We start from the raw sequence: 25,919 nt of genomic DNA, 5'->3' as shown, positions 1-25,919 counted from the left end.
ATCCAAATTGCCCGTGCAAAGCACGGGCAGCGCCCGAACCGCCCCCACGGGGCGGGCGCTTCTCGCCCTCCCCTCGGTTCGGGCGCGATGCGCTTCGTCCCGCGCAGCTGCCCTCGGCGCAGCCTATAGACGCCGTAAAAAAGAAAAGGCCCGCCGATGGCGGGCCTCTCCAATTCATTATCTGGCGAAGGCTCAGTTGGGGATATCGCCAGTGATGCCCTCAACGTAGAAATCCATGCCAAGCAAGGTGCCGTCATCGGCTGTCTCGCCTTCGGCCAGCCAGACCGAGCCGTCTTGGCGGTGGATCGGGCCAGTGAAGGAATGCACCTCGCCTGCAGCGATCGCTTCCATCAAAGCGGTGGCGGAGGCGCGGACCTCTTCTGGGATGGTCTCGGTCATCTCGCCGATTTCGACCATGCCTTCTGCAATGCCTTCCCAGACATCGGATTGCTCATAGGTGCCTTCCATCGCTTCACCAACGCGGCGCACGTAATAGGGGCCCCAATCATCGATGATCGAGGAGACGCGTGGCGCAGGTGCGAATTGATACATATCCGAGGCTTGACCAAAGGAGATGATGCCCGCTTCTTGAGCAACCGTCTGAGGCGCTGTGGAGTCGGTGTGCTGCATCATGACATCGACGCCTGCATCGATCAGCGCCTGTGCTGCATCGGCTTCAGCGGCTGGGTCAAACCACGTGAAGGCCCACACAACGCGCATTTCCACATCGGGGTTCACCGCTTTGGCTGCGAGATAAGCCGAGTTGATGCCACGGATAACTTCGGGGATCGGGTAGGACGCGATATAGCCGATGACATTGCTCTCGGTCATATGGCCCGCGATATGGCCGATGACGGAACGGCCTTCATAGAAACGCGCCGAATAGGTCGAGACGTTGTCATGGTCGCGGCGATAGCCTGTGGCATGCTCGAAATAGACATCAGGGAATTGGCCCGCGACGTTATTTGTCGGGTCCATATAACCAAAGGATGTCGTGAAGATCATATCGGCACCGTTAAGCACCATCTGGGTCATCACACGCTCGGCATCGGCGCCTTCGGGTACGGCTTCCACGAATGTGGTTTCAACGGCATCGCCATAGGCTTCTTCCACGGCCAAGCGGCCCTGATCATGCTCATAGGTCCAGCCAAGGTCACCGACTGTGCCGACATAGACAAAGCCGACCTGAAACGGGTCGTCTTGCGCAGTGGCGCTGCCTGCAACGCCGATGGCCAGCGCGGCTGAGGCAAGAAGTTTCGTCATGGTTTTCATTGAGTATCCTCCAAGTTGGATTGTGGTGTTTTAGATAGTTTAAAGCAGTTATCGGGTCGAATGGAAAACACGCCCCAAAGCGGCAGGCGCATTGAGCGCGGAGCGTGTTTTGTCGGAAGAGATGATCACAAGAACGATGATCGTCACGATATAGGGCGAAGAGTCCAGCACCCAGACGGGCACGCTGATTTCGGCGGCTTGCAGGCGCAATTGAAGGGCCGCAATGCCGCCAAACAGATACGCGCCGATCAGCGCGCGCCATGGTTTCCAGCTTGCAAAGACCACGATGGCCAGCGCAATCCAGCCTGCGCCTGCGGTCATGCCTTCGGTCCATGAGGGCACGCGTACAAGGCTGAGATAGGCCCCGCCAAGCCCCGCACAGGCTCCGCCAAAAGCGATGGCCATAAAGCGGATGCGGATGACCTTATAGCCCAAGGCATGTGCGGCATCATGGCTTTCGCCAACCGCACGCAGGATCAGCCCTGCGCGGGTTGAATACAGAAAGACCCACACCGCCGCGACCAAGAGGATCGAGAAATAGATGATGATGTCATGGCCAAACAGGATTGGCCCGATCACAGGGATCTCGCGCATCGCTTGCGGGAAGAGGTCGGGCGTCAATGGCGGGTTGATGCCAGAATACCCCTCGCCAATCAGTGAGGCGAGGCCAAGCCCGAACAAGGTCAGCGCCAGCCCTGTCGCCACCTGATTTGACAGCAGTACTTGGGTCAGGAAGGCAAAAATCATCGATAAGGCCGCCCCGCCAATGGCACCCGCCACAAAGCCGATCCAAGGTGAGCCTGTATTGACCGCAATCGCAAAACCGCAGACCGCGCCCATGATCATCATCCCCTCAACCCCGAGGTTCAGCACGCCTGACTTTTCGACCACCAATTCCCCGATCGCCGCCAGCAGGATCGGCGTAGATGCGGCGATTAGGGCCACAATAAGCGTGACGGGATCAATCATGCCTTGGCCTCCGCGCCGAATGTGATGCGGTAATTCGACAAGACGTCCAGCGCCAGAAGGAAGAACAAAAGCATCCCCTGAAAGGCCTGAATTGCGCTTGCAGGAACCCCCAGCATCAATTGCGCCAGCTCACCGCCGATATAGGTCAGCGCCATCAGCAGGCCTGCCAGCAAAATCCCCACGGGATGTAGCCGCCCCAGAAAGGCCACGATGATCGCCGTAAAGCCATAGCCGACACCGAAATCAATGCTGATCTGCCCCGCAGGGCCTGAGACCTCGAACAAGCCCGCCATGCCCGCCAAAGCCCCCGAGACGCCAAGGCATAGGATGATCAGGCGTGTCGGGTTCACACCCGCAAAACGGGCCGCGCGCGGGGCTTGGCCCGCAAGCTTGATCTGGTAGCCCAAGATATGGCGGTTCAGCAGCACATAGGCCGCGATCACAGCGATGAAGGCCGCGACAACCCCCCAATGCATGCCCGTATTGGCGATCAATTCAGGGTTGTCGGTTCCCGCATGGCGCGCCAGATTGCGGCTGCCTGGAAAGCCCGAGCCTTCCGGATTGCGTAAAAAGCCAGTGGCTGCCGTCGCCAGAATGGCCTCCGCCACATAGACAAGCAGCAGCGAGACCAGAATTTCATTCGTCCGAAAACGCGTTTTCAAAATCGCAGGGATCATGGCCCAAGCCCACCCCCCAAGCGCGCCGGCTATCACCATTCCCGGAAAGATCAGTGGGTTCTCGGAGGGGTAGAAGGCCAGCCCGAAACCCGCGCCACAAATCGCGCCGATGATATATTGCCCCTCGGCCCCAATATTCCAGATGCCCGCCCGAAACCCGAGGCTCAAACCGATTGCGATAAGGATCAGCGGCCCTGCCTTGATCAAAAGCTGCGGGCGCGAATAACTGGCAAAGCGTTCATGAAACAGAGGGTCCCAGAAGATCACGCGGATCGCCTCGAACGGGTCTTTGCCCAAAGCCGCAAACATGATGCCGCCCGCGATCATTGTCAGGATCACCGCTACAACGGGGGTGGCAAGGCTCCAAAGCCGCGAGGGGGCGGGGCGTTTGACAAGCCTGATCATGCGACCACCCCGCTCTCGACGCCTTGCAAGTCATGCGCGCCGCCAAGCATCAGCCCGATCTCTTCCATGGTCAGCCCACGTGCAGGGCGCGGCTCGGATAGCCGCCCTTCATTCAGCGCACAGAACCTGTCGGAGACCTCCAGCAATTCATCAAGGTCTTGGCTGATCACAACAACCGCCGCGCCACCTTGCGCCAGATCCAGCAGGGCCTGTCGGATCGCGGCCGCGGCACTTGCATCGACGCCCCATGTCGGCTGGTTCACAATCAGAACCGTTGGGTTCTGCAAGATTTCTCGCCCAATCACGAATTTCTGCAAATTGCCGCCAGATAAGGCCCGTGCCGCCACATCAGCACTTGGCGTGCGCACGTCGAATTGCTGGATAACCTGCTGTGCGAAACTCTTCGCGCCTGCCCAGTTCACAAAACCCTTCTGGTCCAAACCCAGCCTGACCCGCGCCGTCAGCACGGCGTTTTCTGTCAGGCTCATATCAGGGGCGGCGGCATGGCCAAGCCTTTCCTCGGGCGCGCAAAGCAGCCCCGCCTTGCGGCGCGCATTCGGGCCAAGCCCGCTGATGGAGATGCCATTCAAATTGACAGCGCCTGCCCTAGTTTTCACCTCGCCAGATAGTGCGGCCAGCAATTCATCTTGCCCATTGCCCGCAACCCCGCCGATCCCCAAAACCTCGCCCGCGCGCACCTCAAAGGAGATATCGCGCAAAGGAGTGCCAAAAGGGGTGGCGGGCGACAAGCTCAATTCCGACACACCAAGCAAAACCTCGCCCGCATCGCTGGCCGCGCGTGCAGGCGTCGCCAGTGATTTTCCGACCATCAATTCGGCCATATGCGCGGCTGATACATCGCGGGGCGTACAGGTCGCCACAACCTTGCCAAGCCGCAGGATCGTGGCCTCATCGCAGAGCGCGCGGATTTCTTCGAGCTTATGCGAGATATATAAAATCGCCGTGCCCTCGGCCGACAGCTTGCGCAGCGTCTGGAACAGAATCTCGACCTCCTGAGGGGTCAAAACACTGGTTGGCTCATCCATGATCAGCAGTTTGGGGTCTTGCAGCAGACAGCGGATAATCTCGACCCGCTGGCGCTCGCCCGCGCTCAATTCGCCCACCAGCCTATCGGGATCAAGCGGCAGGCCATAGGTTTCGCTGACATCGCGGATTTGCTTGGCAAGATCACGCGGCTTGGGCGGGTTCTCCATGCCAAGCGCTACATTCTCGGCGACATTGAGCGCCTCGAACAGGCTGAAATGCTGAAACACCATCGCCACGCCCGCAGCCCGCGCCGCGCGCGGCTCGAGCGGCGCGAAACCATCGCCCTTCAGGCGCATCTCGCCCGCATCAGGGCGCACAAGGCCATAGATCATCTTGACGAGGGTGGACTTACCCGCCCCGTTTTCACCCAACAAGGCATGCACTTCACCGGGCTTGATCTGGAAAGAGACATCGTCATTCGCGACAACGCCGGGATAGGCCTTGGTCAGCCCTTTGATCTCCAAAAGGGCCGCGCTCATGCTAGACCCTCGCGGGCTGCCGTGTCTGCCAGATTCTTATGCATCGGATCACTGAGTAGACGAGAGGCCACGCCTATCGCAATGGCTCTCGGGTGTTTCCCGAGGTTTGGCAGCCCGATTGGGCAGCATATGCGTGAAATTTGTGCATCTTCATGCCCGAGCTGGCGGAGCCGAGATTTGAAACGCGCCCATTTCGTATCTGAGCCAATCACACCGCAAGAGGTGAAACCGCGCAAAAGGGCGGCATGGCAGAGCGCGAGATCAATCTCGTGGCTATAGGTCACGATCAGATGTTCGGCATCGATTGGCGCATGGGCCATCGCGCGTGCGGGCTCCGCCGCTACCAGTTGCACTACCCCGTCAGGGATGTGGTCGGGAAACCGCGCGGGGCCAGTATCCACCCAAGTGATCGCAAAATCAGGGAGCGGATGGAGAACCTCAACCAAAGCGCGGCCCACATGGCCTGCGCCCCAAATCCATAGCGCTTGCCCCTCACGCGGGCTCAACCCCGATGCCGCTTCGAATAACAGCGTCACCGCCCCTCCGCAGCATTGCCCGAGCGCGGGGCCAAGGGCGATCTGGCGCTCGGTACGGGTCTTCCCATCGGCCAGCATCTGCCGTGCGGTGCGCAGCGCCTCCCATTCCAATGCGCCGCCGCCGATTGTGCCCTCGAACCCATCGGGATGCACAAACATCTGGGTGCCTGTATCGCGAGGCGTGGAGCCCGCGCTTGATAAAATGGTCACCAAAATGCCCGTCATGCGGCCGCTCTCCTGACAGCCGCCAGAACGGCCTCGGCCGTGGCGGGGGCTTGCAAATCGGGCCAATTGGGCCCCGCCGCGCAGCAGGCATCGCTCAAGGCAGACCAGACGCTGATGCCCAACATAAAAGGCGGCTCGCCCACGGCCTTGGAGCGGTAGATCGTGGCTTGCGCATTTTCACCATCCCAAAGCGCCACATTGAAAATATCAGGGCGATCCGAGCAGGCAGGAATTTTATAGGTGGACGGCGCATGGGTGCGCAGCACGCCTTTGTCATCCCAAACCAGCTCCTCGGTGGTCAGCCAGCCGGCACCTTGCACAAAACCGCCCTCGATCTGGCCAATATCCAAAGCAGGGTTCAGGCTGGCGCCGCAATCATGCAAGATATCCGTGCGCAAAATGCGGTTCTCGCCAGTGCGAGTGTCAATCACCACCTCCGAGCAAGCCGCGCCATAGGCAAAATAGAAAAACGGCATGCCCTTTCCGGCGATCCTGTCCCAAGCGATTTCGGGCGTTTTATAAAACCCCGCAGCACTCAAGCTGACGCGGGCCTGATAGGTTTTCGCAACAGCCTCCTCAAAGGGCATTTCAGCAGCGCTCGCCCGCACCATACCATTTTCAAAGACCAGTTCTGACGCTTTGGCTCGCAGCTCAGGCGCCACGACTTCGGCGATCCGCGCCCTGATCGTGTCACAGGCCGCCTGAACGGCCATCCCGTTCAAATCCGACCCGCTCGAGGCCGCCGTGGCCGATGTATTGGGCACTTTGCCCGTATCGGTCGCCGTGATTTTCACGCGCTCCAGCCCGACCCCGAACCGCGCAGCCGCGACTTGCGCCACCTTCTGGAACAAGCCCTGACCCATTTCTGTGCCGCCATGGTTCATATGGATGGAGCCATCCTGATACACATGCACCAAAGCGCCCGCTTGGTTGAGATGGGTCAGGGTAAATGAAATCCCGAATTTCACGGGCGTCAGCGCAATCCCTTTCTTCAGGATCGGCTCCGCGGCATTCCACGCCGCTACTGCCTTTTTCCGCTCCGCATAATCGCAGGATTCGGCCAGCGCTTCGGTCATATCCTGCAAGATGAAATCCGTGACCTCCTGCCCGTAAGGCGTGGTATTTGCCAAATCCAGTGGCACAGGGGAATGCGCCCCGCCAAATCGGGCGGCATGGCCTGAGCCCGTCTCGAGCTTCACAGCCCCCTGACCCTTAACCGCCCCCATATCCACGACCCCGTCTTTCATCTTTCCAGAAATACGAAGATCAGAGCTTGCGGAGCGGTAATAATTGAGGCGCCTCAACTCCAAAGCATCCATGCCGATCACTTGGGCGGCATGATCCATCACCCGCTCGATGCCAACCATGCCTTGCGGCCCGCCAAAACCACGAAAAGCCGTGGCACTTTGCGTATTGGTCTTGAGCCTATGCGAGGTGATCCGCGCATTGGGCAGCAGATAGGCATTATCGGCATGCAGCATCGCGCGATCGGCTACAGGCAAAGATAGGTCCATTGCCCATCCGCAGCGCGCATAATGGGTGAAATCGACCCCCAAAATCTGGCCCGCTGCATCAAACCCCGCGCGGTAAGTGATCCTGAAATCATGTCTCTTGCCCGTGATGATGAAATCATCATCGCGGTCATAGCGCATTTTCGCGGGGCGGCCCATGCGTGCGGCCGCGATGGCGCAGGCAATGGCAAGATGGTTACCTTGGCTTTCTTTTCCGCCAAAACCGCCCCCCATCCGCCGGACCTCTACCCTGACCGAATGCATCGACTGCCCCAAAGCATCGGCCACCTTATGCTGGATTTCGGTCGGATGCTGGCTGGAGGAATGCACCACCATATCCCCGCCTTCCTGCGGTAGAGCCAAAGCTGTTTGCCCTTCAAGGTAGAAATGCTCCTGCCCGCCAATGTCAAAGGAGCTTTCCACCAGATGCGTTGCTTTGGTCAAAGCGGTGTCGATATCGCCTTTGGTATAGATGCGTGGCCCATCTTCAAAGATCGAGCCCGCCTGCATCGCATCCTCAATGCTCAATATTGGGGTATCTTCTTCATAGGTGACCTTCGCCAAACGCGCGGCTTTGCGGGCCGCAAGATGGCTTTTTGCGATCACCAGAAATATCGGCTGACCCGCAAAATGGATTTCCCCATCCGATAAAAGCGGCTCGTCATGGGCCGAGGGGCTGCAATCTGGGATGGTGTCGAAATCCTGTGCCGATAGCACCTCCAATACCCCGTCAGCGGCGCGCACTGGCGCAAGGTCCAGCGTGGCTATTTTGCCCTTCGCGATGCTCGAGAGGCCAAAGGCCAGATGCACCGCGCCTTGGGGCAATGGGATATCGTCAATATATCGTGCCTCGCCCGTGACATGGAGCTTGGCTGCATCATGGGGCAGGGGTTTGTGAACGCTCATACCCGCACCTCCAAGACATGATGGGCCTTCTTCATGGCAAGCTCTGGAAAACAGCGCTCCAACATCGCTTGGGCCGTCTCAAGCCGATATGTCGCCGAGGCCCGCATATCCGAGAGCGGTTGGAAATCCTTGGCAAATTCCGCTTGCGCTGCTTGGACCGTCTCGGCGGTTGCGGGCTGACCGATCAGCGCGGCCTCAACATGGCGGGCGCGTTTTGGAATGCCTGCCATGCCGCCAAAGGCAATGCGGGCCTCCTGCACCACGCCATCTGCAACGCGGATATGAAACGCCCCGCACACCGCCGAAATATCCTGATCAAAGCGTTTGGAGATTTTGAACACATGCAAATGATCCGACTGCACGGGGATCGAGACCGCTTCGACAAATTCGCCCTTTGCGCGATCCTGTTTGCCATAATCGATAAAGAAATCCTCAAGCGCGATCTCGCGTCGGGCATTGCCTTTGCGCAGATGCAGCCGCGCGCCCAAGGCGATCAGGGCAGGAGGGCTGTCTCCGATCGGGGAGCCATTGGCGATATTCCCGCCAATCGTAGCGGCATTGCGCACTTGCTGCGATCCGTATCGGCGCAGCATCTCTGAAAAGCTGGGATGTCTATCGGCCAATACCTCGCGCAGTTTGGCGATGGTGACCATCGCACCGATGCGGATCATGCCGTTCTGCTGCGCGATGGTTTTGAGGTCGTCGCAGCGGTTCAGGAAGGCAATATCCCCAAACTCGCGAAACTGCTTTGTCACCCAAAGCCCCACATCCGTGGCCCCCGCGATCAAGGTCGCATCGGGGTGGGCCTCATACCAATGGGCCAATTCATTACCTGATTGCGGAACGAAAGCCGAGGTGCCCCCCGCACCCGAGCCACTCAGTTGCGAGAAGTCGGGTGTGAGCCAATCGGCTTTCGCCGCGTTTTCCGCCGCCTTGGCTGCGCGGATAATCGGTGCATAACCTGTGCAACGGCACAGATTGCCCGCCAATTGGTCATCATGATCGGTGTCGCCATTGAGATGGGCTGTCGCCATCGACACGATAAAACCGGGGGTGCAGAAACCGCATTGGCTGCCATGATGGGTGATCATGGCGTCTTGGACGGGATGCAAAGCGCCATCGGGGGCGGCCACGCCCTCTACGCTGGTTAGCGCCATGCCGTCGATCTGGGGTAGGAACAGGATACAGGCATTCAGCGCGCGGGCCTCGCCTGTTTCACTTTGCACCATCACGGTGCAGGCTCCACAATCGCCCTCGTTGCAGCCCTCCTTGGTGCCTGTCAGCCCACGCTCTTCGCGCAACCAATCAAGAAGCGTGCGCGTCGGATCACACGCCACCTCCTGAGGTTCTCCATTGAGAAGAAACCGGATCGTCATATGGAAATCCGCCGCGTTACCTTTTCCGAGGTGGTCATCCTACCTTCGATGCGGCGTAGAAGGCGGCCTCTGTCTTGTGGGACCTCGAATAGAAAAGCCAGTTTTGCCGCGCAATGCAAGCTTTGCGCCCTTCGCGAATTACCCATCTTTGCGCAAATGCCTAAAACTTGTGCGATGTGGCGGGCGGGCTTTGTGCTTGGCTTCCCAAACTTGGGGGCTGGAACGGCTGGCAGTCTTGGCGCGAAATTCACGGCGCACCCCTTCCTTCTGACGCGCTGAGCGCCTAGCCTTGGCGCATGAGCAAACCTCGATTCATCCATCTCCGCCTTCACACCGAATATTCGCTTCTTGAAGGGGCGATGCGGGTCAAGAAACTGCCTGACATGGTGGCCAATGCCAAAATGCCTGCAGTGGCGGTGACGGATACGAATAATATGTTCTGCGCGCTGGAGTTTTCCGAGACAGCGGCAAAAGCGGGTGTTCAGCCCATTATCGGGTGCCAGATCGATCTTGAATACGAGCAGGTCGCCCAAGGCGAACGCGCCAAACCCCCTGCAGGTCTTGTTCTCTTGGCACAGAACGAGGCGGGCTATCGCAACCTGATGAAGCTCAATTCCAATCTCTATCTGCGTGGAGATGGAACGCTGCCCCATATCACGCCCGCAGAGCTTGAGGCGCAAAACACAGGCCTGATTTGCCTGACGGGTGGGCCTGACGGGCCTGTGGGGCGGCTGTTGCAGACGGGCAATCGCGGCAAGGCCGAGGCGCTATTAAAGCAATTATCCGCGATATTCCCGCAGCGCCTTTATGTGGAACTGCAACGCCATCCCGAAGAGGGGGGGCTGCCAGAGGCTGAGCGCCTCTCGGAACCCGGACATGTCGAGTTGGCCTATGCGCTGGCTTTGCCGCTTGTGGCCACGAATGACGTCTATTTCCCCGAATCTGATATGTATGAGGCCCATGACGCGCTGATTTGCATCGCCGAGGGCGCCTATGTCGATCAGCAGGAGCCGCGCCGCCGATTGACGCCGCAGCATTACTTCAAAACACCCGAGGAAATGGCCGCGCTTTTCGCGGACCTGCCCGAGGCTTTGGAAAACACCGTCGAGATTGCACAGCGCTGCGCCTTTCGGGCGCGCACCCATGATCCGATCCTGCCGAAATTCGCCGAGAACGAGGTGGAGGAGCTTCGCCGTCAATCCAATGAAGGCCTGCAAGCCCGCCTTGCCGTTATCCCGCATGCGGCCTCGGTCGAAGAGTATCAAAAACGCCTCGATTTCGAATTGGATATCATCGAAGGCATGGGCTTTCCGGGATATTTCCTGATCGTTGCGGATTTCATCAAATGGTCCAAGGACCACGATATTCCGGTCGGGCCGGGCCGTGGTTCGGGCGCGGGCTCGTTGGTGGCCTATGCGCTGACCATCACCGACCTTGATCCGCTGCGCTATAGCCTGCTGTTTGAACGTTTCCTCAACCCCGAACGTGTCTCGATGCCGGATTTCGACATCGACTTCTGCATGGATCGTCGTGAGGAAGTGATCCAATATGTGCAGGAAAAATATGGCCGCGACAGGGTTGCGCAGATCATCACCTTCGGTGCGCTTTTGTCAAAAGCGGCCGTGCGCGATGTGGGCCGTGTTTTGCAACTGCCCTTCGGTCAGGTTGATAAACTGTCCAAGATGATCCCTGTGGAAGGGGTGAAACCCGTCTCGATCCAGCAAGCTCTTATACAAGAAGATCGCCTGCGCGAGGCCGCGCGCAGCGAAGAAGTGGTGGACCGATTGCTCAATTACGGCATGAAGGTCGAGGGCTTGCTGCGCAATGCATCAACCCATGCGGCGGGTGTGGTGATTGGTGATCGTCCGCTGGATGAATTGGTGCCGCTCTATCAAGATCCGCGCTCGGATATGCCCGCGACCCAATTCAACATGAAATGGGTGGAGCCTGCGGGCCTCGTGAAATTCGACTTTCTGGGCCTCAAAACCCTGACGGTTGTGCAAAACGCGATTGATCTGATCCATGCCTCGGGGCGTGATCTGCATATCGGGCCTGATGGCTCGGAACTCTATGCGCCGGCTGAGGGGGCCGAGAACCAGATCAACCTGATCCCGCTGGATGATGTGCCGACCTATGAGCTTTATGCCTCGGCCAAGACGGTGGCGGTGTTCCAAGTTGAAAGCTCGGGCATGATGGATGCGCTGCGGCGCATGAAACCCACCTGTATCGAGGATATCGTGGCGCTTGTGGCCCTCTACCGCCCCGGCCCGATGGAGAATATCCCCACCTATTGCGAGGTGAAGAACGGCCTGAAAGATCGCGCCTCGGTGCACCCGCTGATTGACCATATCCTTGAGGAAACCCAAGGCATCATCGTCTATCAGGAACAGGTGATGCAGATCGCGCAGGTCATGGCGGGCTACTCGCTTGGTGGCGCTGACCTGTTGCGCCGTGCGATGGGTAAAAAGATCAAGGAAGCGATGGATGCCGAGCGCCCCAAATTCGAAAAAGGGGCCGCCGAGAACGGGGTGGAGGCCGCGAAAGCCTCGGAAGTGTTCGACCTTCTGGAAAAATTCGCCAATTACGGCTTCAACAAATCCCACGCGGCCGCCTATGCCGTGGTCAGCTATCAAACGGCTTGGCTGAAGGCCAATCACCCCGTCGAGTTCATGGCGGCTGTCATGAATTGCGATATCCATCTGACCGATAAGCTGAGCGTCTATAAGCAGGAAGTTGACCGCCTCGGGATCGAGACGATCCCGCCTTGCGTCAACCGCTCGGCCGCGACCTTCACGGTGGATCTGGGGCGTGTCGTCTATGCATTGGGCGGCCTCAAGAATGTGGGCGTCGAAGCGATGCGTATGATCGTTGAGGCGCGGCGCATGGAAGACGGGGGCGAAAAACCCTTCGTCTCGCTGTTTGATTTTGCCCGCCGCTGCGATCTGAAGCGGATCGGCAAGCGCAGCCTTGAGATGTTGGCGCGCGCAGGGGCCTTTGACGAGTTGGACCGCAACCGCCGCCGCGTCTTTGAAAGCCTTGATGCATTGAGCGCCTATTCCGCCGCGATCCATGAACAAAAGGGCTCCAATCAGGTGTCGCTCTTTGGGGAGGCGGGCGATGACCTGCCCGAGCCACGTTTGCCGAACCCCGCCGATTGGCTGCCCAATGAACGCCTTGCGCATGAGCATATGGCAATCGGTTTCTACCTCTCGGGCCATCCGTTGGATGACTATATGCCAAGCCTGAAACGGCGCGGTTGCCTGACCTTGGCCGAGGTGGAAGACCGTGTGCAGGGCGGGGCATTTGCGGCCAAGCTTGCAGGTGCTGTCTCGTCGCGGCAGGAGCGTAAAAGCCAGCGCGGCAACCGTTTTGCCTTTGTGCAGCTCTCGGACCCCACGGGCCTGTTTGAGGTCGTGATGTTCTCGGATGTCTTGGAGGCTTCACGCGATCATCTGGAAACAGGCGCGAATGTGGTGCTGACCGTCGAGGCAACATTCGAAAGCGATCAACTCAAACTTCTGGCGCGTGGTGTGCAGCCGATCGACTCCGTAGTCGCAGATGTGGGCGGTTCTGGCCTGCGCATCTTCGTGGAAGACCAAGAGGCGATCACCACAGTTGCGGGCCTTCTGGAGCGTGCGAAACCCGAGGCCAAGCTGAAAGGGCGCGGGCCAGTGCATCTGTGCCTGATGCATCCCGATCTTCCCGGTGAGGTGGATGTTCTCTTGGGCGAGGATTTCCCCGTGAACCCGCAAATCAAGGGCGCGCTGAAAAGTCTGGGCGGGGTTATGACGGTCGAGGAAGTCTAGGGTACCGTCCCAAGCGGTTGCCTGCGGCCTCAGCGCCGGCTGGATCGGCCAAGGTTTACCAATGTGGCGGTTTTTGATCGGCCAAGGGCACGGTGCCGCCTGCATCAAATTCGCGCGTGGCCTCGCGTGACATCAGCATCTCGACCCGTTTGGTGAGCTTGGCAATCTCGCCATCCTGCCGTGCCACCACATCCGAGAGGTCATCAACCACGCGGACCAGATGGGCCATTTGCTCTTCCAGCTCCATGCGATCTGCCATTCGCTTGTCTCCATCCATTCTATTTCTGCATCCTATACGCCTAATCGCGCGGGATATGCAGCCCCCGCTTGCCCCTTTCGCCCCCCTCCGCTACATCTCGCGCGACCCAGAGGACAGACTATGGCCAAAGTTAAAAAACAGCCCCGCCCTAAGGCAGAAGCGCCCAAAGGCTTCCGTGATTATTTTGGTGCCGAGGTGACCGAGCGCCAAGAGATGCTGCGCCAGATCGGCGAAGTTTATCATCGCTACGGGTTTGACCCTTTGGAAACATCCGCTGTCGAAACGGTCGAGGCGCTTGGAAAATTCCTGCCCGATGTCGACCGCCCCAATGCGGGTGTTTTTGCGTGGCGGGAAGAAGATGATGCTTGGCTGGCCTTGCGCTACGACATGACCGCACCTTTGGCGCGGGTCGCGGCACAGTTTCGCAATGATCTGCCCAACCCTTACCGCCGCTATACAATGGGCCCCGTCTGGCGCAATGAAAAGCCGGGTCCGGGGCGGTTCCGCCAGTTTTATCAATGCGATGCAGATACGGTCGGCGCCTCTAGCGTGGCCGCCGATGCCGAGATTTGTGCGATGCTGTCGGACACGCTTGAGGCTGTGGGCATTCCGCGCGGGGATTACATCGTTCGTGTGAATAACCGCAAAGTTCTCAATGGTGTGCTTGAGGTTGCAGGGCTTGCTGGCGAGGATAAGGAAGAGGCGCGTGGCATTGTTTTGCGCGCCATCGACAAGCTGGACCGTTTGGGCGAGGGGGGCGTACGCGCGCTGCTCGGGGAAGGCCGCGAAGATGAAAGCGGCGATTACACCAAAGGCGCAGGCCTGTCGCCTGATCAGGCCGAGATCGTGATGGGCTTCATGTCCGCCAAGCGCGATACAGGCAGTGCCACCGTGGCGCGCTTGCGCGAATTGGTGCAAGGCTCCGATATTGGCGGGCAAGGCGTGGAAGAGCTGGAAACCATCGCAGCCCTTCTGGCCGCGCAAGGCTATAACGCTGACCGCATCGAGATTGATCCATCGGTTGTGCGTGGCCTCGGCTATTATACAGGGCCCGTCTATGAGGCCGAATTGACCTTCGAAATCCTTGATGAAAAAGGCCGCCCGCGCCAGTTTGGCTCGGTTGCAGGCGGAGGGCGCTATGACGATCTGGTCAAGCGTTTCACGGGGCAGGAAGTGCCAGCAACAGGTGTATCCATCGGTGTGGACCGGCTGCTTGCCGCATTGCGCGCCAAGGGCCGTATCGGCCATGAGACCGCGGGCCCCGTGGTTGTGACCGTGATGGACCGCGACCGCATGGCCGAATATCAGGCGATGGTGTCGACCCTTCGCAGCGCAGGCATTCGCGCCGAGGTTTATCTGGGCAATCCGAAAAACTTTGGGAACCAGTTGAAATATGCCGATAAACGGCAATCCCCCGTGGCCATTATTCAAGGCTCGGATGAAGCGGCGCGCGGCGTTGTGCAGATCAAGGATCTCGTCTTGGGCGCGCAAATCGCGCAAGAGGCAAGCCTTGAGGAATGGAAGGCGCAGCCCGCACAGCGCGAGGTGGCGATGGATGATCTTGTGCAAGAAGTGCGCGCAATTCTGGACCGCCGTGGATGAGCGATAAACGCGCCATAAGGGCCGAGGGCGAACGCCTGTTTGCCTATCTTCAGGAAAGCGGCGGCGTTCCTGTGGAGGCGGATGTTCTTCAACCTGCGGAAACGCTGCTTGATCTTTACGGCGAAGACATCCGCGCGCGGGCCTATACCACCCAAGACCCGAACCGCGGCGAATTGATGATGCGCCCCGATTTCACGGTGCCTGTGGTGCAGATGCATATGGCCCAAGGGGCTGAGCCTGCGCGCTATACCTATCTGGGCGAAGTGTTTCGCAAACAAGAGGCCAGCGCCGCGCGGGCCAGCGAGTATCTGCAGGTCGGCTATGAGGTGTTTGACCGCGACAACCCCGCCGCCGCCGATGCCGAGGTCTTCGCGCTCTTCTCCAAGGCGCTTGCGCCGCTGAACCTGCGCCCTGTCACGGGTGATATCGGCATCTTAATGGCGGCTGTGGAAAGCCTGACGACCTCGGATCGCCGCAAACGCGCGCTGCGCCGTCATATCTGGCGCCCGCGCCGTTTCCGCACCCTGCTGGACCGCTTCACGGGCCGCAGTGCCCCGCCTGCTTCCCGCCTCGCATTGCTGGAAAAAGCGGCCTCGGGAATTGATAGCTTGTTGGAGGCGGAAGGCCCACAAATCGGTTTGCGCAAGCCCGAAGATATCGCCCGCCGTATCCGTTTTCTTCAAGAAGATGCAGAGGCTGCGATGATTTCCTCATCTGAGGCTGAGGTTCTTGATACAATCCTCGGCATCCGCGAAACTCTGCCTTATGCCTATGAGCATTTGCGCGATGTGGCTGTTGATTTATCTGGGCTGACCCCCGCGCTGGACCGGCTTGAAGCACGGATCGAGGCCTTGGGTCGCGCAGGCGTCGATGTCGAGCAACTGCCTTTCGAGGCCAATTATGGCCGCACCACGATGGAATATTATGACGGCTTCGTCTTTGGCCTGATCTCCGAGGATCGCCCCAATCTGCCACCGGTTGCCTCGGGCGGGCGCTATGATGCGCTTACCCGTGTGCTCGGCGGCGGGCGTGAAATTCCTGCGGTGGGTGGTGTGATCCGCCCCGAATTGGTCCATGCCATAAGCCAGCGGGAGGGGAACACATGACCGTCAGGCTTGGGGTGCCCTCCAAGGGCCGATTGATGGAAAAAACCTTCGACTGGTTTGCCGAGCGGGGCGTTGAGATGCGCCGCACGGGATCAGATCGGGAATATGCTGCCGAAGTGAATGGTGCCGATGTCACCCTTATGCTGCTCTCGGCGGGTGAAATTCCGCGCGAATTGCAAGCGGGTCGCATTCATCTTGGTGTGACGGGCTCGGACCTTGTGCGCGAAAAAATCCCTGCATGGGAGCAGGCCGTCGAGGAATTGGAGCCGATGGGGTTCGGTTTTGCCGATCTGGTTATCGCCGTGCCGCGGTGCTGGGTGGATGTCGATAATCTGGATGATCTGGATGCGGCATCAGCAGATTTCCGCGAAATGCATGGCCACCGCCTGCGCATTGCCACCAAATACCACCGCCTTGTGCGTGAATACCTGCGTGAGGCGGGCGTGGCCGATTACCAGCTTGTTGATAGCCAAGGGGCGACCGAGGGCACAGTTGTTCACGGCACGGCCGAGGCGATTGCGGATATCACCTCAACGGGTGAGACCCTGCGCGCAAACCACCTTAAAATTCTCGATGACGCCTTGGTGCATCGCAGCCAAGCGGTTTTGTTCCGCGCGCGTCATGCTGAATGGGGCGATACACAGCGCACCGCTCTCGCAGGGCTATTGAGCCAGCTTGGCCTAAACGCCTGAGGCGCTGGCATTAGAATACGCCGATTTCGGCCAAGGCATTTTGCAAGTCCAGCGGCAGGGTTTCTTCGTTTTCGCGGCCCTTTGGCAGATCGCGCGGGCTGTCTTCGGGCTTGAGGTAACGCCAGCCTTGAAAAGGGCGCTTGGTGGTTGCACTGACGCGGATCACCTCAGGGTCAAGCACAATGCCGCAGCGCCTGATCCCATCACCGCGATCCACCTCGTCCAGACGCAGAACACGCTGGCGGCACAGGACTGATCCTTTGAACACCCAATAAAGCGAGCCGCCATTCAGGATTTCCTCGGCGCGCTTGGGCCACATGCGTGTGACGTGGCGGGGCAAACCGTCGGGCCCATGGGCGCGCGGGTTGTTTTGCCAGTGCAAAAGGTCTTCAACCCGTTCGGCCCCAACGCAGAGTTTTACTAGGTTTATGTGTTTATCCACAGGTTAACCCCCAAGTGTTGCGCATAAGGTAACCTTTTTGAGCGAGTCGGCAAGTTGACCAAAGCCATAAACCGCCCTAGCTTAAGAGGCCTCCATCAAAGATTGGGATATCGTCCAATGAGCCGTTTCTCTGCCCCCATTGCTGAACAGATCTGGGATATGAAATATCGCCTTAAAGGCGCTGATGGCGTGGCGATTGACCAGACGGTCGAAGATACATGGCGCCGCATCGCGCGTGATCTGGCCTCGGTTGAGCAAGACCCCAGCCATTGGGAAGGGGTGTTTTATGAGGCGTTGGAAGATTTCAAATACCTGCCTGCAGGGCGGATCACAGCGGGTGCGGGCACAGGCCGCGCGGTTACGCTGTTCAATTGCTTTGTCATGGGCACGATTGCCGACAGTATGGGCGGCATCTTTGATGGCTTGAAAGAGGCCGCATTGACCATGCAGCAGGGCGGCGGGATCGGCTATGATTTCTCGACCATCCGCCCCAAGGGCGCTGATGTAAAAGGGGTGGCCGCCGATGCATCGGGGCCGCTTTCCTTCATGGATGTCTGGGATGCGATGTGCCGCACGATCATGTCGGCAGGCAGCCGCCGTGGCGCAATGATGGCCACCATGCGCTGCGACCACCCCGATATCGAGGATTTCATATCGGCCAAATCCGATGCCGCACGCCTGCGGATGTTCAATGTCTCAGTGCTGGTAACAGACCCGTTCATGGATGCGGTGAAAGAGGACGGCTCATGGGATCTGGTTTTTGACGGCAAGGTCTATCAAACCGTTCAGGCCCGCGATCTGTGGAACAAGATCATGCGCTCGACCTATGATTACGCCGAACCTGGTGTGATCTTTATTGACCGGATTAACGAGGCCAATAACCTCAATTATGTCGAGACGATTGCCGCAACCAACCCTTGTGGCGAGCAACCTTTGCCCCCCTATGGAGCCTGCCTGCTTGGCTCGATCAATATGGCGCGGCTGGTCAATAACCCGTTTGAAGCCGATGCCGAGCTGGACCCGCAGGCGCTGGACGAGCTTGTGCGTGTCGCTGTGCGGATGATGGATAATGTCGTTGATGCCAGCCGTTTCCCGCTTGAGGCGCAGGCGGCTGAAGCCCGTGCCAAGCGGCGGATCGGGCTAGGTGTCACAGGGCTTGCCGATGCGCTCTTGATGCTTGGCCTGCGCTATGGGTCGGACGCGGCAGCAGCCAAGACCGAAGAATGGATGAAGCAGATCGCGCGCGCCTCCTATCTGGCTTCGGTTGATCTGGCCAAGGAAAAAGGGGCCTTTCCGCTTTTTGATGCAGATGGCTATCTGGCCTCGGGCAATATGGTTGGCATGGATGAGGATGTGCGCGAGGCGATCCGCACCCATGGTATCCGCAACGCCCTTCTGACTTCCATCGCGCCCACGGGCACAATCAGCCTTTACGCGGGCAATGTCTCGTCAGGGATCGAGCCTGTCTTCGCCTATAGCTACACCCGCAAGGTTTTGCAGCGGGACGGATCGAAAACCGAAGAGGAGGTTGTCGATTACGCCGTGCAAATGTGGCGCGATAAATTCGGTGAGGTTGAACTGCCCGATTTCTTCGTCAATGCGCAAACCCTTGAGCCGGGTGCGCATGTAAAGATGCAAGCCGCCGCACAGCGCTGGATCGACAGCTCGATCTCGAAAACGATCAACGTGCCCGAGGACATTTCTTTCGAGGATTTCAAGGATGTCTATATGCAGGCCTATGAGACAGGCTGCAAAGGCTGCACGACCTACCGCCCGAATGACGTAACAGGGTCGGTTTTGACCGTGTCGGAGGGCGAAAAGAAATCAGCAGGCGCCGAGACGACCGAGTCGCGCGATGGCGAGGTTGTCTATATCTCGGAACCTTTGAGCCGTCCGCAGACGCTTGAGGGGCAAACCTACAAGCTGAAATGGCCCAATACCGAGCATGCGATCTATATCACGGTGAATGACATCATCCTGAACGGGCATCGTCGCCCCTTTGAGGTGTTTATCAACTCCAAGAATATGGAGCATTTTGCATGGACGGTGGCGCTGACGCGGATGATGTCGGCGGTGTTCCGTCGCGGCGGCGATGTCTCCTTTGTGGTTGAGGAATTGAAGGCGGTATTTGATCCGCGTGGCGGGGCGTGGATTGGCGGCAAATATGTGCCGTCCATCCTTGCGGCCATCGGCGGCGTGATCGAGCGGCACCTGATCAATATCGGCTTTATCGGCGGCGAGGGCATGGGCCTCAAAGAGGACCCGCATGCCGAGATCGTCGAGATGGGTCAGCAGACCCGTGCTGCGGGCCCTAGCTGTTCATCCTGCGGAAGCTTCGAGATGCGGATGGTCGAGGGCTGCATGACCTGCGCCAATTGCGGCTATTCGAAATGCGGCTAGGCCTTTCCTGCTCTGGTTAAGCGAGCAGGATAGTGCGGATGAAGAATTCAAAAACATGGCTGTGCTTGCAGTCGCACCAAGCCATTGCAGCAAGATGGCAGCGAAACAAATAGGGCGCGCTCGATCTGCTGATCTTGCGCGCCCTCGATGTTAGGTCGGCTTGGCTGTTTACGCGCTCAGACGCCTTGCAGGGTCCGAGGCCTCAACAGGCACCAAGGCGCGCACGAGGTCGCGCATATGCAGCAGGCCCACTTGCTCGCCATCCTGCATCACACGGTAATGGAGGTTTGTGTCGCCTTCGGACAGGGCGATGACCCGTTCGAGGTTTGAATTTGCATCCACCTCACCTGCGATTTTGGTGCCCTTCTTCGTGGTCTCTTCCATGACCGAGCGTACGCGCAAAACCCGCGCGCGGTTAATATCGGCGATGAAATCCATGATATAGGGATCATTGGGGTGCAGCAGGATTTCCTGCGGCTCCCCCTGCTGGATCACGGCGCCATCCTTAAGGATCACGAGGTGATCTGCCAGTTTCAGCGCTTCATCCAGATCATGGGTGATGAAGACGATGGTCTTGTGCAATTCACGCTGCAATTCCAGAAGAAGGTCCTGCATATCGGTGCGGATCAGGGGGTCCAGCGCCGAGAAGGCCTCGTCCATCAGCATGATATCACTGTCGGAGGCCAAGGCGCGGGCGATGCCCACACGTTGCTGCATGCCGCCAGAAAGCTGGTTGGGATAATGGCCGCCATAGCCTTCAAGCCCCACACGGTCGAGCCATTTCTGCCCTTCCTTATCCGCCGCCGCCGCATTCTCGCCGCGCACACGGCGTGCCATGCCTGCATTCTCCAGAACGGTGCGATGCGGGAAGAGCGCGAATTTCTGGAAGACCATCGACATGGTATTCTGGCGCAATTCATGAAGCTTTTGCTCGTTATAGGAGAGGACATCCTCATCATTGACCACGATCTCGCCCGCTGTGGGCTCGATCAATCGGTTGAGGTGGCGGATCAGCGTGGATTTCCCAGAACCCGACAAGCCCATGATCACTGTGATCTCGCCTGCGCGAATATCGACATTGATATCCTGCAGGCCCAAAACATGGCCATGCTGTTCCAGAAGCTCGGGCTTGCCCAAACCTTGGCGGACATGTTCCAGCGCCGCTTTGGGGTCGGAGCCGAAGATTTTATAAAGGTTGCGGATTGAAACCTTGATCTCGTTGCGTTCGGTCATGGTTTCAGTGCTCACTTGTATTAATGCGGCTCAGGGCGGCTTTGGTGACGCGGTCAAGCAGGATCGCCAGAATAACGATACAGAAGCCCGCAACCAGACCCACGCCCAGTTCAAGGTTGTTAATGCCACGCAGAACCAATCGTCCGAGGCCCGGTGCCGATACCAGCGAGGCGATGACAACCATGGCCAAGCTCATCATGATAGTCTGGTTGATACCAGCCATGATATTGGGCAGGGCGAGCGGAATTTGAACACCAACCAGTTTCTGGCGGTTGGACATCCCAAAGGCATCCGCCGCCTCGATCACATCTTTATCGACCAGTCGGATGCCCAAATCCGTCAGGCGGATCACAGGCACAATCGCATAAAGGATGATCGCAATACCGTAGAGCTTACTCTCGGTGACCGAGAACAGGAAAATCAGCGGGATCAGGTAAACAAAGGTCGGAAGCGTTTGCAGCATATCCAGAATGGGAATGGTCATGCGCTGCAACGTATTGCTTTTGGACATGGCAATGCCGATCGGCACACCAAGCGCCACCGAGAACATCGTACAGACAAAGACAATCGAGAGCGTCGCGATCGCTGCATCATAGTGGTCAATCGCGGCCATGAACAGGAATGCGCCTGTCACAAGGGCCAGCACACCAAGCGAGCGTGCGGCGAACCATGTCACCAGCATCAAAAGTGGGATCATGAAGAACCAAGGGATAACCTGAAACCAGATCAGGGTTTGGTCCAGCAACCAGCCAAGCGGGGCCGTGATCGGGTCGAGGACAAAGCGCAATTCGTCCTTGATGCCGATAAAGCTTTGCTCAACGGCTTCGGTCATATCGCGGGTACGGGGGATCGTGTTGCACGAGCCATGCAGCACATCAAGGGACGGGAAGGGGGTTTCCATGAAAGGCATTGGGGCATCTTCGCCACCGCCACCACCGCCGCTGCTTTGCGCCAGCAATTCCGCCATTGTCATCGGGCCGCCGCTGGCCTCACCACACCAGTCTTGCAGACCGAGGGTTTCAAAAATTCTGTCGTAAAAGGCCATATTCTGCCTATCCCATCCCGAGCATCACAAAGGCCCCATAAGCATTTCTGGGCCCTTTGCTGATTGTAAAAAGGGCCCCTGCGATGCAGGAGCCCTATGAGAAGATTACTGGATCAAGCCTGCAAGATTTTCGCGGGCATCATCATTCAACCATGTCGACCAAATGTCGGAATTGTTGGAGATGAAGTAAACTGCGGCTTCTTCAGCGGAGGCGTTGTTGGCCTCTTTCCATGCGAGGATTTCACCCATCTGCGCGTTGGTGAAGGACACACTGGCCATCAACTCTGCGATCTCGGGGAATTCTTCCTGGAAGGTTGTGGTTACGATGGTTTTAACCGGACCCACTGGATAGGAGCTGAGACCAACTTCTTCACATTCGGGGTTGGAGTTACACATATGGATCTCTTCGTTATAGGGACCCAAATCCACCATGGTCATGTCATACTGGCCCAGAACCGAAGTTGGCGCCCAGTAATATCCGATCCAAGGCTCTTGGTTCTCGAATGCCGCTGCGATCGACGCGGCCATTGTCTCGCCCGAACCGTGCTGGAACACTTCATAGCCGTTTGCTTCAAGCTCGGCTGCTTCGGCCAATGCGGCGTTCGTGTTGCGGCAGCCCCAGCCATCGGGGCAGTTGTGGAAACGGCTGCCAAGCAGCTCTGGGTTGGCCTGAACGCCTGCAAGCGTTGCAAGTTCAGGATGCTCGTCAACAACGTAAGTCGGGATCCACCAGCCCTCAACGCCACCATCGGACAAAACATCGCCCAATGTGACGATGCGGCCTGCTTCGGACAATTCACCATAAGCGGGTGTGCCGTTGATCCACAATTCGGTCACGATGTCAGGTGTGCCGGTTTCGGCAACGGATGCCAGCGAGGTAACAGTCGCGGATGGCACTGTGGTCACGGTGCAGCCATAGCCCTGTTCCATCAGGAACTTAGACACATAGGTCACAACCGCGGAGGAGTCCCAGTTCATCTCGGTGATCGACACTTCGCCGCAGTCAGCAAACGCAACGCTAGGAGCGGTCACGGCAACGGCAGCGGCCAGAATAATCTTTTTCATTTCTACTTCCCTGTTTTGTAACGCGCAGGTCCACCTGTGGACCCGCATCAGCGCCAAATTTCATCAATGAAAGACGCTTTCTCATCACCTAACGATCAGACAATAGCAGGCACCGCAATGCAACCCTTCAAGGGGAAAGATCTGTAAGCTTCTGAAACATAAGTAAACTTTTTCTAGTTTTCACTCATTAATAGAATCGGAAATTTTCCATCGGGTGGATGTGGGTATGACAAGCCCACATCTGGGAGCGCCTCAAATAGGCGGCTTGTGACGTGGATTGGGGGTGTAAATGCTGCGCATTTCGTCGCAAGGAGAACAGCGCCAATTTCCGCGCAATGAAACATGAAGACCAAGACCGATTTTATCTCGCAAAAAGGAGCGCATGCGATGACCCGCCCCAATATCCTGATCATCATGGTGGACCAGTTGAATGGAACACTTTTTCCTGATGGTCCGGCGGACTGGTTGCATGCGCCCAATCTCAAGAAACTGGCCGCCCGCTCGGCGCGGTTTGCCAATTGCTACACGGCCTCACCGCTTTGCGCGCCGGGGCGGGGCGGGTTCATGTCGGGGCAATTGCCCTCGGTCACGGGTATCTATGACAACGCGGCCGAGTTCCCGTGTGATATCCCGACCTATGCGCATCATTTGCGCCGCGCGGGCTACCAGACCTGCCTGTCGGGCAAGATGCATTTCGTAGGCCCTGACCAGATGCATGGTTTTGAGGAACGTACCACCACCGATATCTATCCCGCTGATTTCGGCTGGACCCCCGATTACCGCAAACCAGGTGAGCGGATCGATTGGTGGTATCACAATATGGGCTCGGTCACGGGCGCTGGTGTGGCCGAGACCACGAACCAGATGGAATATGATGACGAGGTCGGGTTTCATGCGGTGCGCAAAATCCGTGAATATGGCCGCGGGCTTGATCCGCGCCCATGGTGTCTGACTGCCAGCTTCACCCACCCGCATGACCCTTATGTTGCGCGCAAGAAATATTGGGATCTCTATGAGGATTGCGCCCATCTCGAGCCTGAGGTGCCCGCGATGGATTACGCAGATCACGACCCGCATTCACAGCGGATTTTCGATGCCAATAACTGGCGCGATTTCAATATCACGGATGAGGATATCCGCCGCTCGCGTAGGGCTTATTTCGCCAATATTTCCTATCTCGATGACAAAATCGGTGAGATGCTGGATGCGCTGGAAGCCACACGTCAGGAGGCCGTCATTCTCTTTGTCTCCGACCATGGCGATATGCTGGGTGAGCGGGGCTTGTGGTTCAAGATGAGCTTCCTCGAAGGGTCTTCGCGCGTGCCGATGATGATCAGTGCACAAGGTATTGAGCCGCGTCTGGTCACGGATGCGGTCTCCAATATTGATGTCTGCCCGACCCTATGTGATCTGGCTGGAATTTCGATGGAAGAGGTCATGCCATGGACCCAAGGTGAGAGCCTTGTTGGCCTAGCAAAAGGTGGCAAACGGACAACGCCCGTGGCGATTGAGTATGCGGCCGAAGCCTCGCAAGCGCCGATGGTGGCATTGGTGCAGGACGGCTGGAAATACACCCGCTGCACACTTGATCCCGAGCAGCTATTCGATCTGCGCCGCGATCCGCATGAATTGAACAATCTCGCGCAGGACCCCGATGCGGCTGAGCAGCTAGAACAGATGCGCTCCGAGGCGGAGTCCCGTTGGGATCTTGACCGTTTCGATGCCGATATTCGCAAATCACAAGCGCGCCGTTGGGTGGTTTACGAGGCTTTGCGTCAGGGCGGCTATTACCCTTGGGATTACCAGCCCCTGCAAAAAGCTTCCGAGCGCTTCATGCGCAATCATATGGACCTCAACGAGGTCGAAGAACGCGCCCGCTTTCCGCGTGGTGAATGACGTAGTTTATCCAAGAGGCGGAGTTTCGGAAGGACAGGCGAGGCGTGATGGCCCCGCCTGTTTTTCAGGTTTACTGGTCTTTCAGATAGTGCCGCCAGTCATGCTGCGGGGCGAAGCCCAAAAGCTCTTTTGCCTTGGTGTTGGAGTAAAAGGTTTCCTCCTCACCGATTTCTTTTTTGACAGGAACGCCTGCGTAGAACTGTGAGATGATCTCTGATGTCGGCAAAGCAACCGAGTGGTTGTCATTGGCGACATTGAACACTTCATAGCCCAAACCATCGGTCTTGAGGCAGCGATCCACGAAATGCCCGAGGTCGCGGGCATCGATATAGGCAAAGATATTGCGCTCGCGCAGGCCTGGCTCCTGCATGAAGGCAGGGAAATTCGCCTCATATTCATGCGGCTCGATCACATTGTTGATCCGAAGCCCGTAGATATCAAAGCCCGTGCGGCGCTGAAAGCTGCGCGCCGTCACCTCATTGACGACCTTTGACATCGCATAGCTGTCTTCGGGAACGGTGGGGTGGTCTTCATCAACGGGCAGGTAGTCGGGCTTGCGGTCGCTATCGGAGAAACACACGCCATAGGTCGTCTCGGAGGAGGCAAAGATGATTTTGCGAATGCCAAATTTCACGGCCGCATCGATGATATTATATGTCCCTAACGTATTGACGCGGAAACATTCATTATCGCTTTTGACCAAAATACGCGGGATGGCGGCGAAATGGACAACGGCATCGAATTTCGGAGCGCCCTTGCCTGTGCCAAGTTCATCAAGGCCCGCATAGCCCGACATGATATCGTAGATTTGCCCTGCATCGGTGATATCGGCGATCCGGTTGTCGACGCCGTCCATCTCGATCGGGGTCAGATCCACATTCAACACGCGGTGCCCTTGGGCTACGAGATAGGCAATGGCATGCTTGCCTGCCTTGCCCGAACCGCCAGTAAATAGAACTCTCATTGCCGT

Annotated in this window: 20 protein-coding genes; 7 read left to right on the top strand and 13 right to left on the bottom strand. The window is 58.1% G+C overall.

What is annotated here, in order from left to right; genetic code table 11:
* Positions 1-192: 192 nt before the first annotated feature.
* Genes ACTYEO_RS03790 through xdhA form a run of 7 tightly spaced genes read right to left on the bottom strand, consistent with a single transcriptional unit; the run spans position 193 to position 9,403 of the window.
* Positions 193-1,272, bottom strand: a complete 1,080-nt coding sequence (locus ACTYEO_RS03790; RefSeq protein WP_449322385.1) for a BMP family ABC transporter substrate-binding protein — start codon at positions 1,270-1,272, stop codon at positions 193-195.
* 48 nt (positions 1,273-1,320) lie between these two features.
* Positions 1,321-2,241, bottom strand: coding sequence for an ABC transporter permease (locus tag ACTYEO_RS03785; RefSeq protein WP_449322384.1), 921 nt, complete (start codon positions 2,239-2,241; stop codon positions 1,321-1,323).
* Positions 2,238-3,323 (bottom strand): ABC transporter permease, encoded by a 1,086-nt coding sequence (locus ACTYEO_RS03780; protein ID WP_449322383.1) that lies wholly within the window; start codon positions 3,321-3,323, stop codon positions 2,238-2,240. The genes ACTYEO_RS03785 and ACTYEO_RS03780 overlap by 4 nt, the downstream gene beginning before the upstream one ends.
* Positions 3,320-4,849, bottom strand: a complete 1,530-nt coding sequence (locus tag ACTYEO_RS03775; protein ID WP_449322382.1) for an ABC transporter ATP-binding protein — start codon at positions 4,847-4,849, stop codon at positions 3,320-3,322. The genes ACTYEO_RS03780 and ACTYEO_RS03775 overlap by 4 nt, the downstream gene beginning before the upstream one ends.
* On the bottom strand, positions 4,846-5,610 hold the full coding sequence (gene xdhC, locus ACTYEO_RS03770) for a xanthine dehydrogenase accessory protein XdhC (protein WP_449322381.1): 765 nt from the start codon (positions 5,608-5,610) through the stop codon (positions 4,846-4,848). The genes ACTYEO_RS03775 and xdhC overlap by 4 nt, the downstream gene beginning before the upstream one ends.
* Positions 5,607-8,027 (bottom strand): xanthine dehydrogenase molybdopterin binding subunit, encoded by a 2,421-nt coding sequence (gene xdhB / locus ACTYEO_RS03765; protein ID WP_449322380.1) that lies wholly within the window; start codon positions 8,025-8,027, stop codon positions 5,607-5,609. The genes xdhC and xdhB overlap by 4 nt, the downstream gene beginning before the upstream one ends.
* Positions 8,024-9,403 (bottom strand): xanthine dehydrogenase small subunit, encoded by a 1,380-nt coding sequence (xdhA, locus tag ACTYEO_RS03760; protein ID WP_449322379.1) that lies wholly within the window; start codon positions 9,401-9,403, stop codon positions 8,024-8,026. Before xdhA ends, xdhB begins: the two co-directional genes overlap by 4 nt.
* Before the next feature lie 156 nt (positions 9,404-9,559).
* On the opposite strand from xdhA, the gene ACTYEO_RS03755 reads away from it, so the two are divergent.
* Together ACTYEO_RS03755 and dnaE are read left to right on the top strand one after the other, a co-directional pair.
* A complete protein-coding gene (locus ACTYEO_RS03755; protein ID WP_449322378.1) occupies positions 9,560-9,682 on the top strand; it encodes a hypothetical protein in 123 nt (40 codons plus the stop codon).
* Between the two features lie 17 nt (positions 9,683-9,699).
* The gene (gene dnaE / locus ACTYEO_RS03750; protein WP_449322377.1) at positions 9,700-13,209 is read left to right on the top strand and encodes a DNA polymerase III subunit alpha; all 3,510 of its coding nucleotides are present in this window, start codon (positions 9,700-9,702) and stop codon (positions 13,207-13,209) included.
* 55 nt (positions 13,210-13,264) lie between these two features.
* Here the strand turns inward: dnaE and ACTYEO_RS03745 are convergent, their stop codons facing one another.
* Positions 13,265-13,468, bottom strand: a complete 204-nt coding sequence (locus ACTYEO_RS03745) for a SlyX family protein (RefSeq protein ID WP_449322376.1) — start codon at positions 13,466-13,468, stop codon at positions 13,265-13,267.
* Between the two features lie 120 nt (positions 13,469-13,588).
* Between ACTYEO_RS03745 and hisS the strand changes: the two genes are divergently transcribed.
* Genes hisS through hisG form a run of 3 tightly spaced genes read left to right on the top strand, consistent with a single transcriptional unit; the run spans position 13,589 to position 16,868 of the window.
* The gene (gene hisS, locus ACTYEO_RS03740; RefSeq protein ID WP_449322375.1) at positions 13,589-15,070 is read left to right on the top strand and encodes a histidine--tRNA ligase; all 1,482 of its coding nucleotides are present in this window, start codon (positions 13,589-13,591) and stop codon (positions 15,068-15,070) included.
* The gene (locus ACTYEO_RS03735) at positions 15,067-16,176 is read left to right on the top strand and encodes an ATP phosphoribosyltransferase regulatory subunit (protein WP_449322374.1); all 1,110 of its coding nucleotides are present in this window, start codon (positions 15,067-15,069) and stop codon (positions 16,174-16,176) included. The genes hisS and ACTYEO_RS03735 overlap by 4 nt, the downstream gene beginning before the upstream one ends.
* On the top strand, positions 16,173-16,868 hold the full coding sequence (hisG, locus tag ACTYEO_RS03730; protein WP_449322373.1) for an ATP phosphoribosyltransferase: 696 nt from the start codon (positions 16,173-16,175) through the stop codon (positions 16,866-16,868). The genes ACTYEO_RS03735 and hisG overlap by 4 nt, the downstream gene beginning before the upstream one ends.
* A 10-nt stretch (positions 16,869-16,878) precedes the next feature.
* Here the strand turns inward: hisG and ACTYEO_RS03725 are convergent, their stop codons facing one another.
* Positions 16,879-17,310 (bottom strand): DUF1489 family protein, encoded by a 432-nt coding sequence (locus tag ACTYEO_RS03725; RefSeq protein ID WP_449322372.1) that lies wholly within the window; start codon positions 17,308-17,310, stop codon positions 16,879-16,881.
* Between the two features lie 117 nt (positions 17,311-17,427).
* Here ACTYEO_RS03725 and ACTYEO_RS03720 point away from each other — a divergent pair, with 117 nt between their 5' ends.
* Entirely contained in the window at positions 17,428-19,710 is a 2,283-nt protein-coding gene (locus ACTYEO_RS03720; protein WP_449322371.1) for an adenosylcobalamin-dependent ribonucleoside-diphosphate reductase, read from the top strand.
* 168 nt (positions 19,711-19,878) lie between these two features.
* Here ACTYEO_RS03720 and ACTYEO_RS03715 read toward each other — a convergent pair whose 3' ends face one another.
* The 3 genes from ACTYEO_RS03715 to ACTYEO_RS03705 all read right to left on the bottom strand — a co-directional run bounded on the left by ACTYEO_RS03715 (position 19,879) and on the right by ACTYEO_RS03705 (position 23,053).
* On the bottom strand, positions 19,879-20,943 hold the full coding sequence (locus tag ACTYEO_RS03715) for a quaternary amine ABC transporter ATP-binding protein (RefSeq protein ID WP_449322370.1): 1,065 nt from the start codon (positions 20,941-20,943) through the stop codon (positions 19,879-19,881).
* A gap of 4 nt (positions 20,944-20,947) precedes the next feature.
* On the bottom strand, positions 20,948-21,988 hold the full coding sequence (locus tag ACTYEO_RS03710; RefSeq protein ID WP_449322369.1) for an ABC transporter permease: 1,041 nt from the start codon (positions 21,986-21,988) through the stop codon (positions 20,948-20,950).
* A gap of 105 nt (positions 21,989-22,093) precedes the next feature.
* Positions 22,094-23,053, bottom strand: a complete 960-nt coding sequence (locus ACTYEO_RS03705) for a glycine betaine ABC transporter substrate-binding protein (RefSeq protein ID WP_449322368.1) — start codon at positions 23,051-23,053, stop codon at positions 22,094-22,096.
* 387 nt (positions 23,054-23,440) lie between these two features.
* Between ACTYEO_RS03705 and betC the strand changes: the two genes are divergently transcribed.
* Complete coding sequence (gene betC, locus ACTYEO_RS03700) at positions 23,441-24,949, top strand: choline-sulfatase (RefSeq protein WP_449322367.1); 1,509 nt, start codon at positions 23,441-23,443, stop codon at positions 24,947-24,949.
* 70 nt (positions 24,950-25,019) lie between these two features.
* On the opposite strand, the gene ACTYEO_RS03695 is transcribed toward betC, so the two are convergent.
* Positions 25,020-25,913 carry an NAD-dependent epimerase/dehydratase family protein gene (locus tag ACTYEO_RS03695; protein ID WP_449322366.1) on the bottom strand — a complete coding sequence of 298 codons (894 nt, stop codon included), beginning with the start codon at positions 25,911-25,913 and terminating at the stop codon, positions 25,020-25,022.
* Positions 25,914-25,919: the final 6 nt, after the last annotated feature.

The organism is Rhodophyticola sp. SM2404, from assembly GCF_053570515.1.
This window is presented reverse-complemented; position numbering and strand designations above follow the sequence as displayed.

Coding starts and splice junctions, on each gene's coding strand:
- ACTYEO_RS03790 (WP_449322385.1), bottom strand. CDS start 1,272: ATGAAAACCATGACGAAACTTCTTGCCTCAGCCGCGCTGGCCATCGGC.
- ACTYEO_RS03785 (WP_449322384.1), bottom strand. CDS start 2,241: ATGATTGATCCCGTCACGCTTATTGTGGCCCTAATCGCCGCATCTACG.
- ACTYEO_RS03780 (WP_449322383.1), bottom strand. CDS start 3,323: ATGATCAGGCTTGTCAAACGCCCCGCCCCCTCGCGGCTTTGGAGCCTT.
- ACTYEO_RS03775 (WP_449322382.1), bottom strand. CDS start 4,849: ATGAGCGCGGCCCTTTTGGAGATCAAAGGGCTGACCAAGGCCTATCCC.
- xdhC (WP_449322381.1), bottom strand. CDS start 5,610: ATGACGGGCATTTTGGTGACCATTTTATCAAGCGCGGGCTCCACGCCT.
- xdhB (WP_449322380.1), bottom strand. CDS start 8,027: ATGAGCGTTCACAAACCCCTGCCCCATGATGCAGCCAAGCTCCATGTC.
- xdhA (WP_449322379.1), bottom strand. CDS start 9,403: ATGACGATCCGGTTTCTTCTCAATGGAGAACCTCAGGAGGTGGCGTGT.
- ACTYEO_RS03755 (WP_449322378.1), top strand. CDS start 9,560: ATGCCTAAAACTTGTGCGATGTGGCGGGCGGGCTTTGTGCTTGGCTTC.
- dnaE (WP_449322377.1), top strand. CDS start 9,700: ATGAGCAAACCTCGATTCATCCATCTCCGCCTTCACACCGAATATTCG.
- ACTYEO_RS03745 (WP_449322376.1), bottom strand. CDS start 13,468: ATGGCAGATCGCATGGAGCTGGAAGAGCAAATGGCCCATCTGGTCCGC.
- hisS (WP_449322375.1), top strand. CDS start 13,589: ATGGCCAAAGTTAAAAAACAGCCCCGCCCTAAGGCAGAAGCGCCCAAA.
- ACTYEO_RS03735 (WP_449322374.1), top strand. CDS start 15,067: ATGAGCGATAAACGCGCCATAAGGGCCGAGGGCGAACGCCTGTTTGCC.
- hisG (WP_449322373.1), top strand. CDS start 16,173: ATGACCGTCAGGCTTGGGGTGCCCTCCAAGGGCCGATTGATGGAAAAA.
- ACTYEO_RS03720 (WP_449322371.1), top strand. CDS start 17,428: ATGAGCCGTTTCTCTGCCCCCATTGCTGAACAGATCTGGGATATGAAA.
- ACTYEO_RS03715 (WP_449322370.1), bottom strand. CDS start 20,943: ATGACCGAACGCAACGAGATCAAGGTTTCAATCCGCAACCTTTATAAA.
- ACTYEO_RS03710 (WP_449322369.1), bottom strand. CDS start 21,988: ATGGCCTTTTACGACAGAATTTTTGAAACCCTCGGTCTGCAAGACTGG.
- ACTYEO_RS03705 (WP_449322368.1), bottom strand. CDS start 23,053: ATGAAAAAGATTATTCTGGCCGCTGCCGTTGCCGTGACCGCTCCTAGC.
- betC (WP_449322367.1), top strand. CDS start 23,441: ATGACCCGCCCCAATATCCTGATCATCATGGTGGACCAGTTGAATGGA.
- ACTYEO_RS03695 (WP_449322366.1), bottom strand. CDS start 25,913: ATGAGAGTTCTATTTACTGGCGGTTCGGGCAAGGCAGGCAAGCATGCC.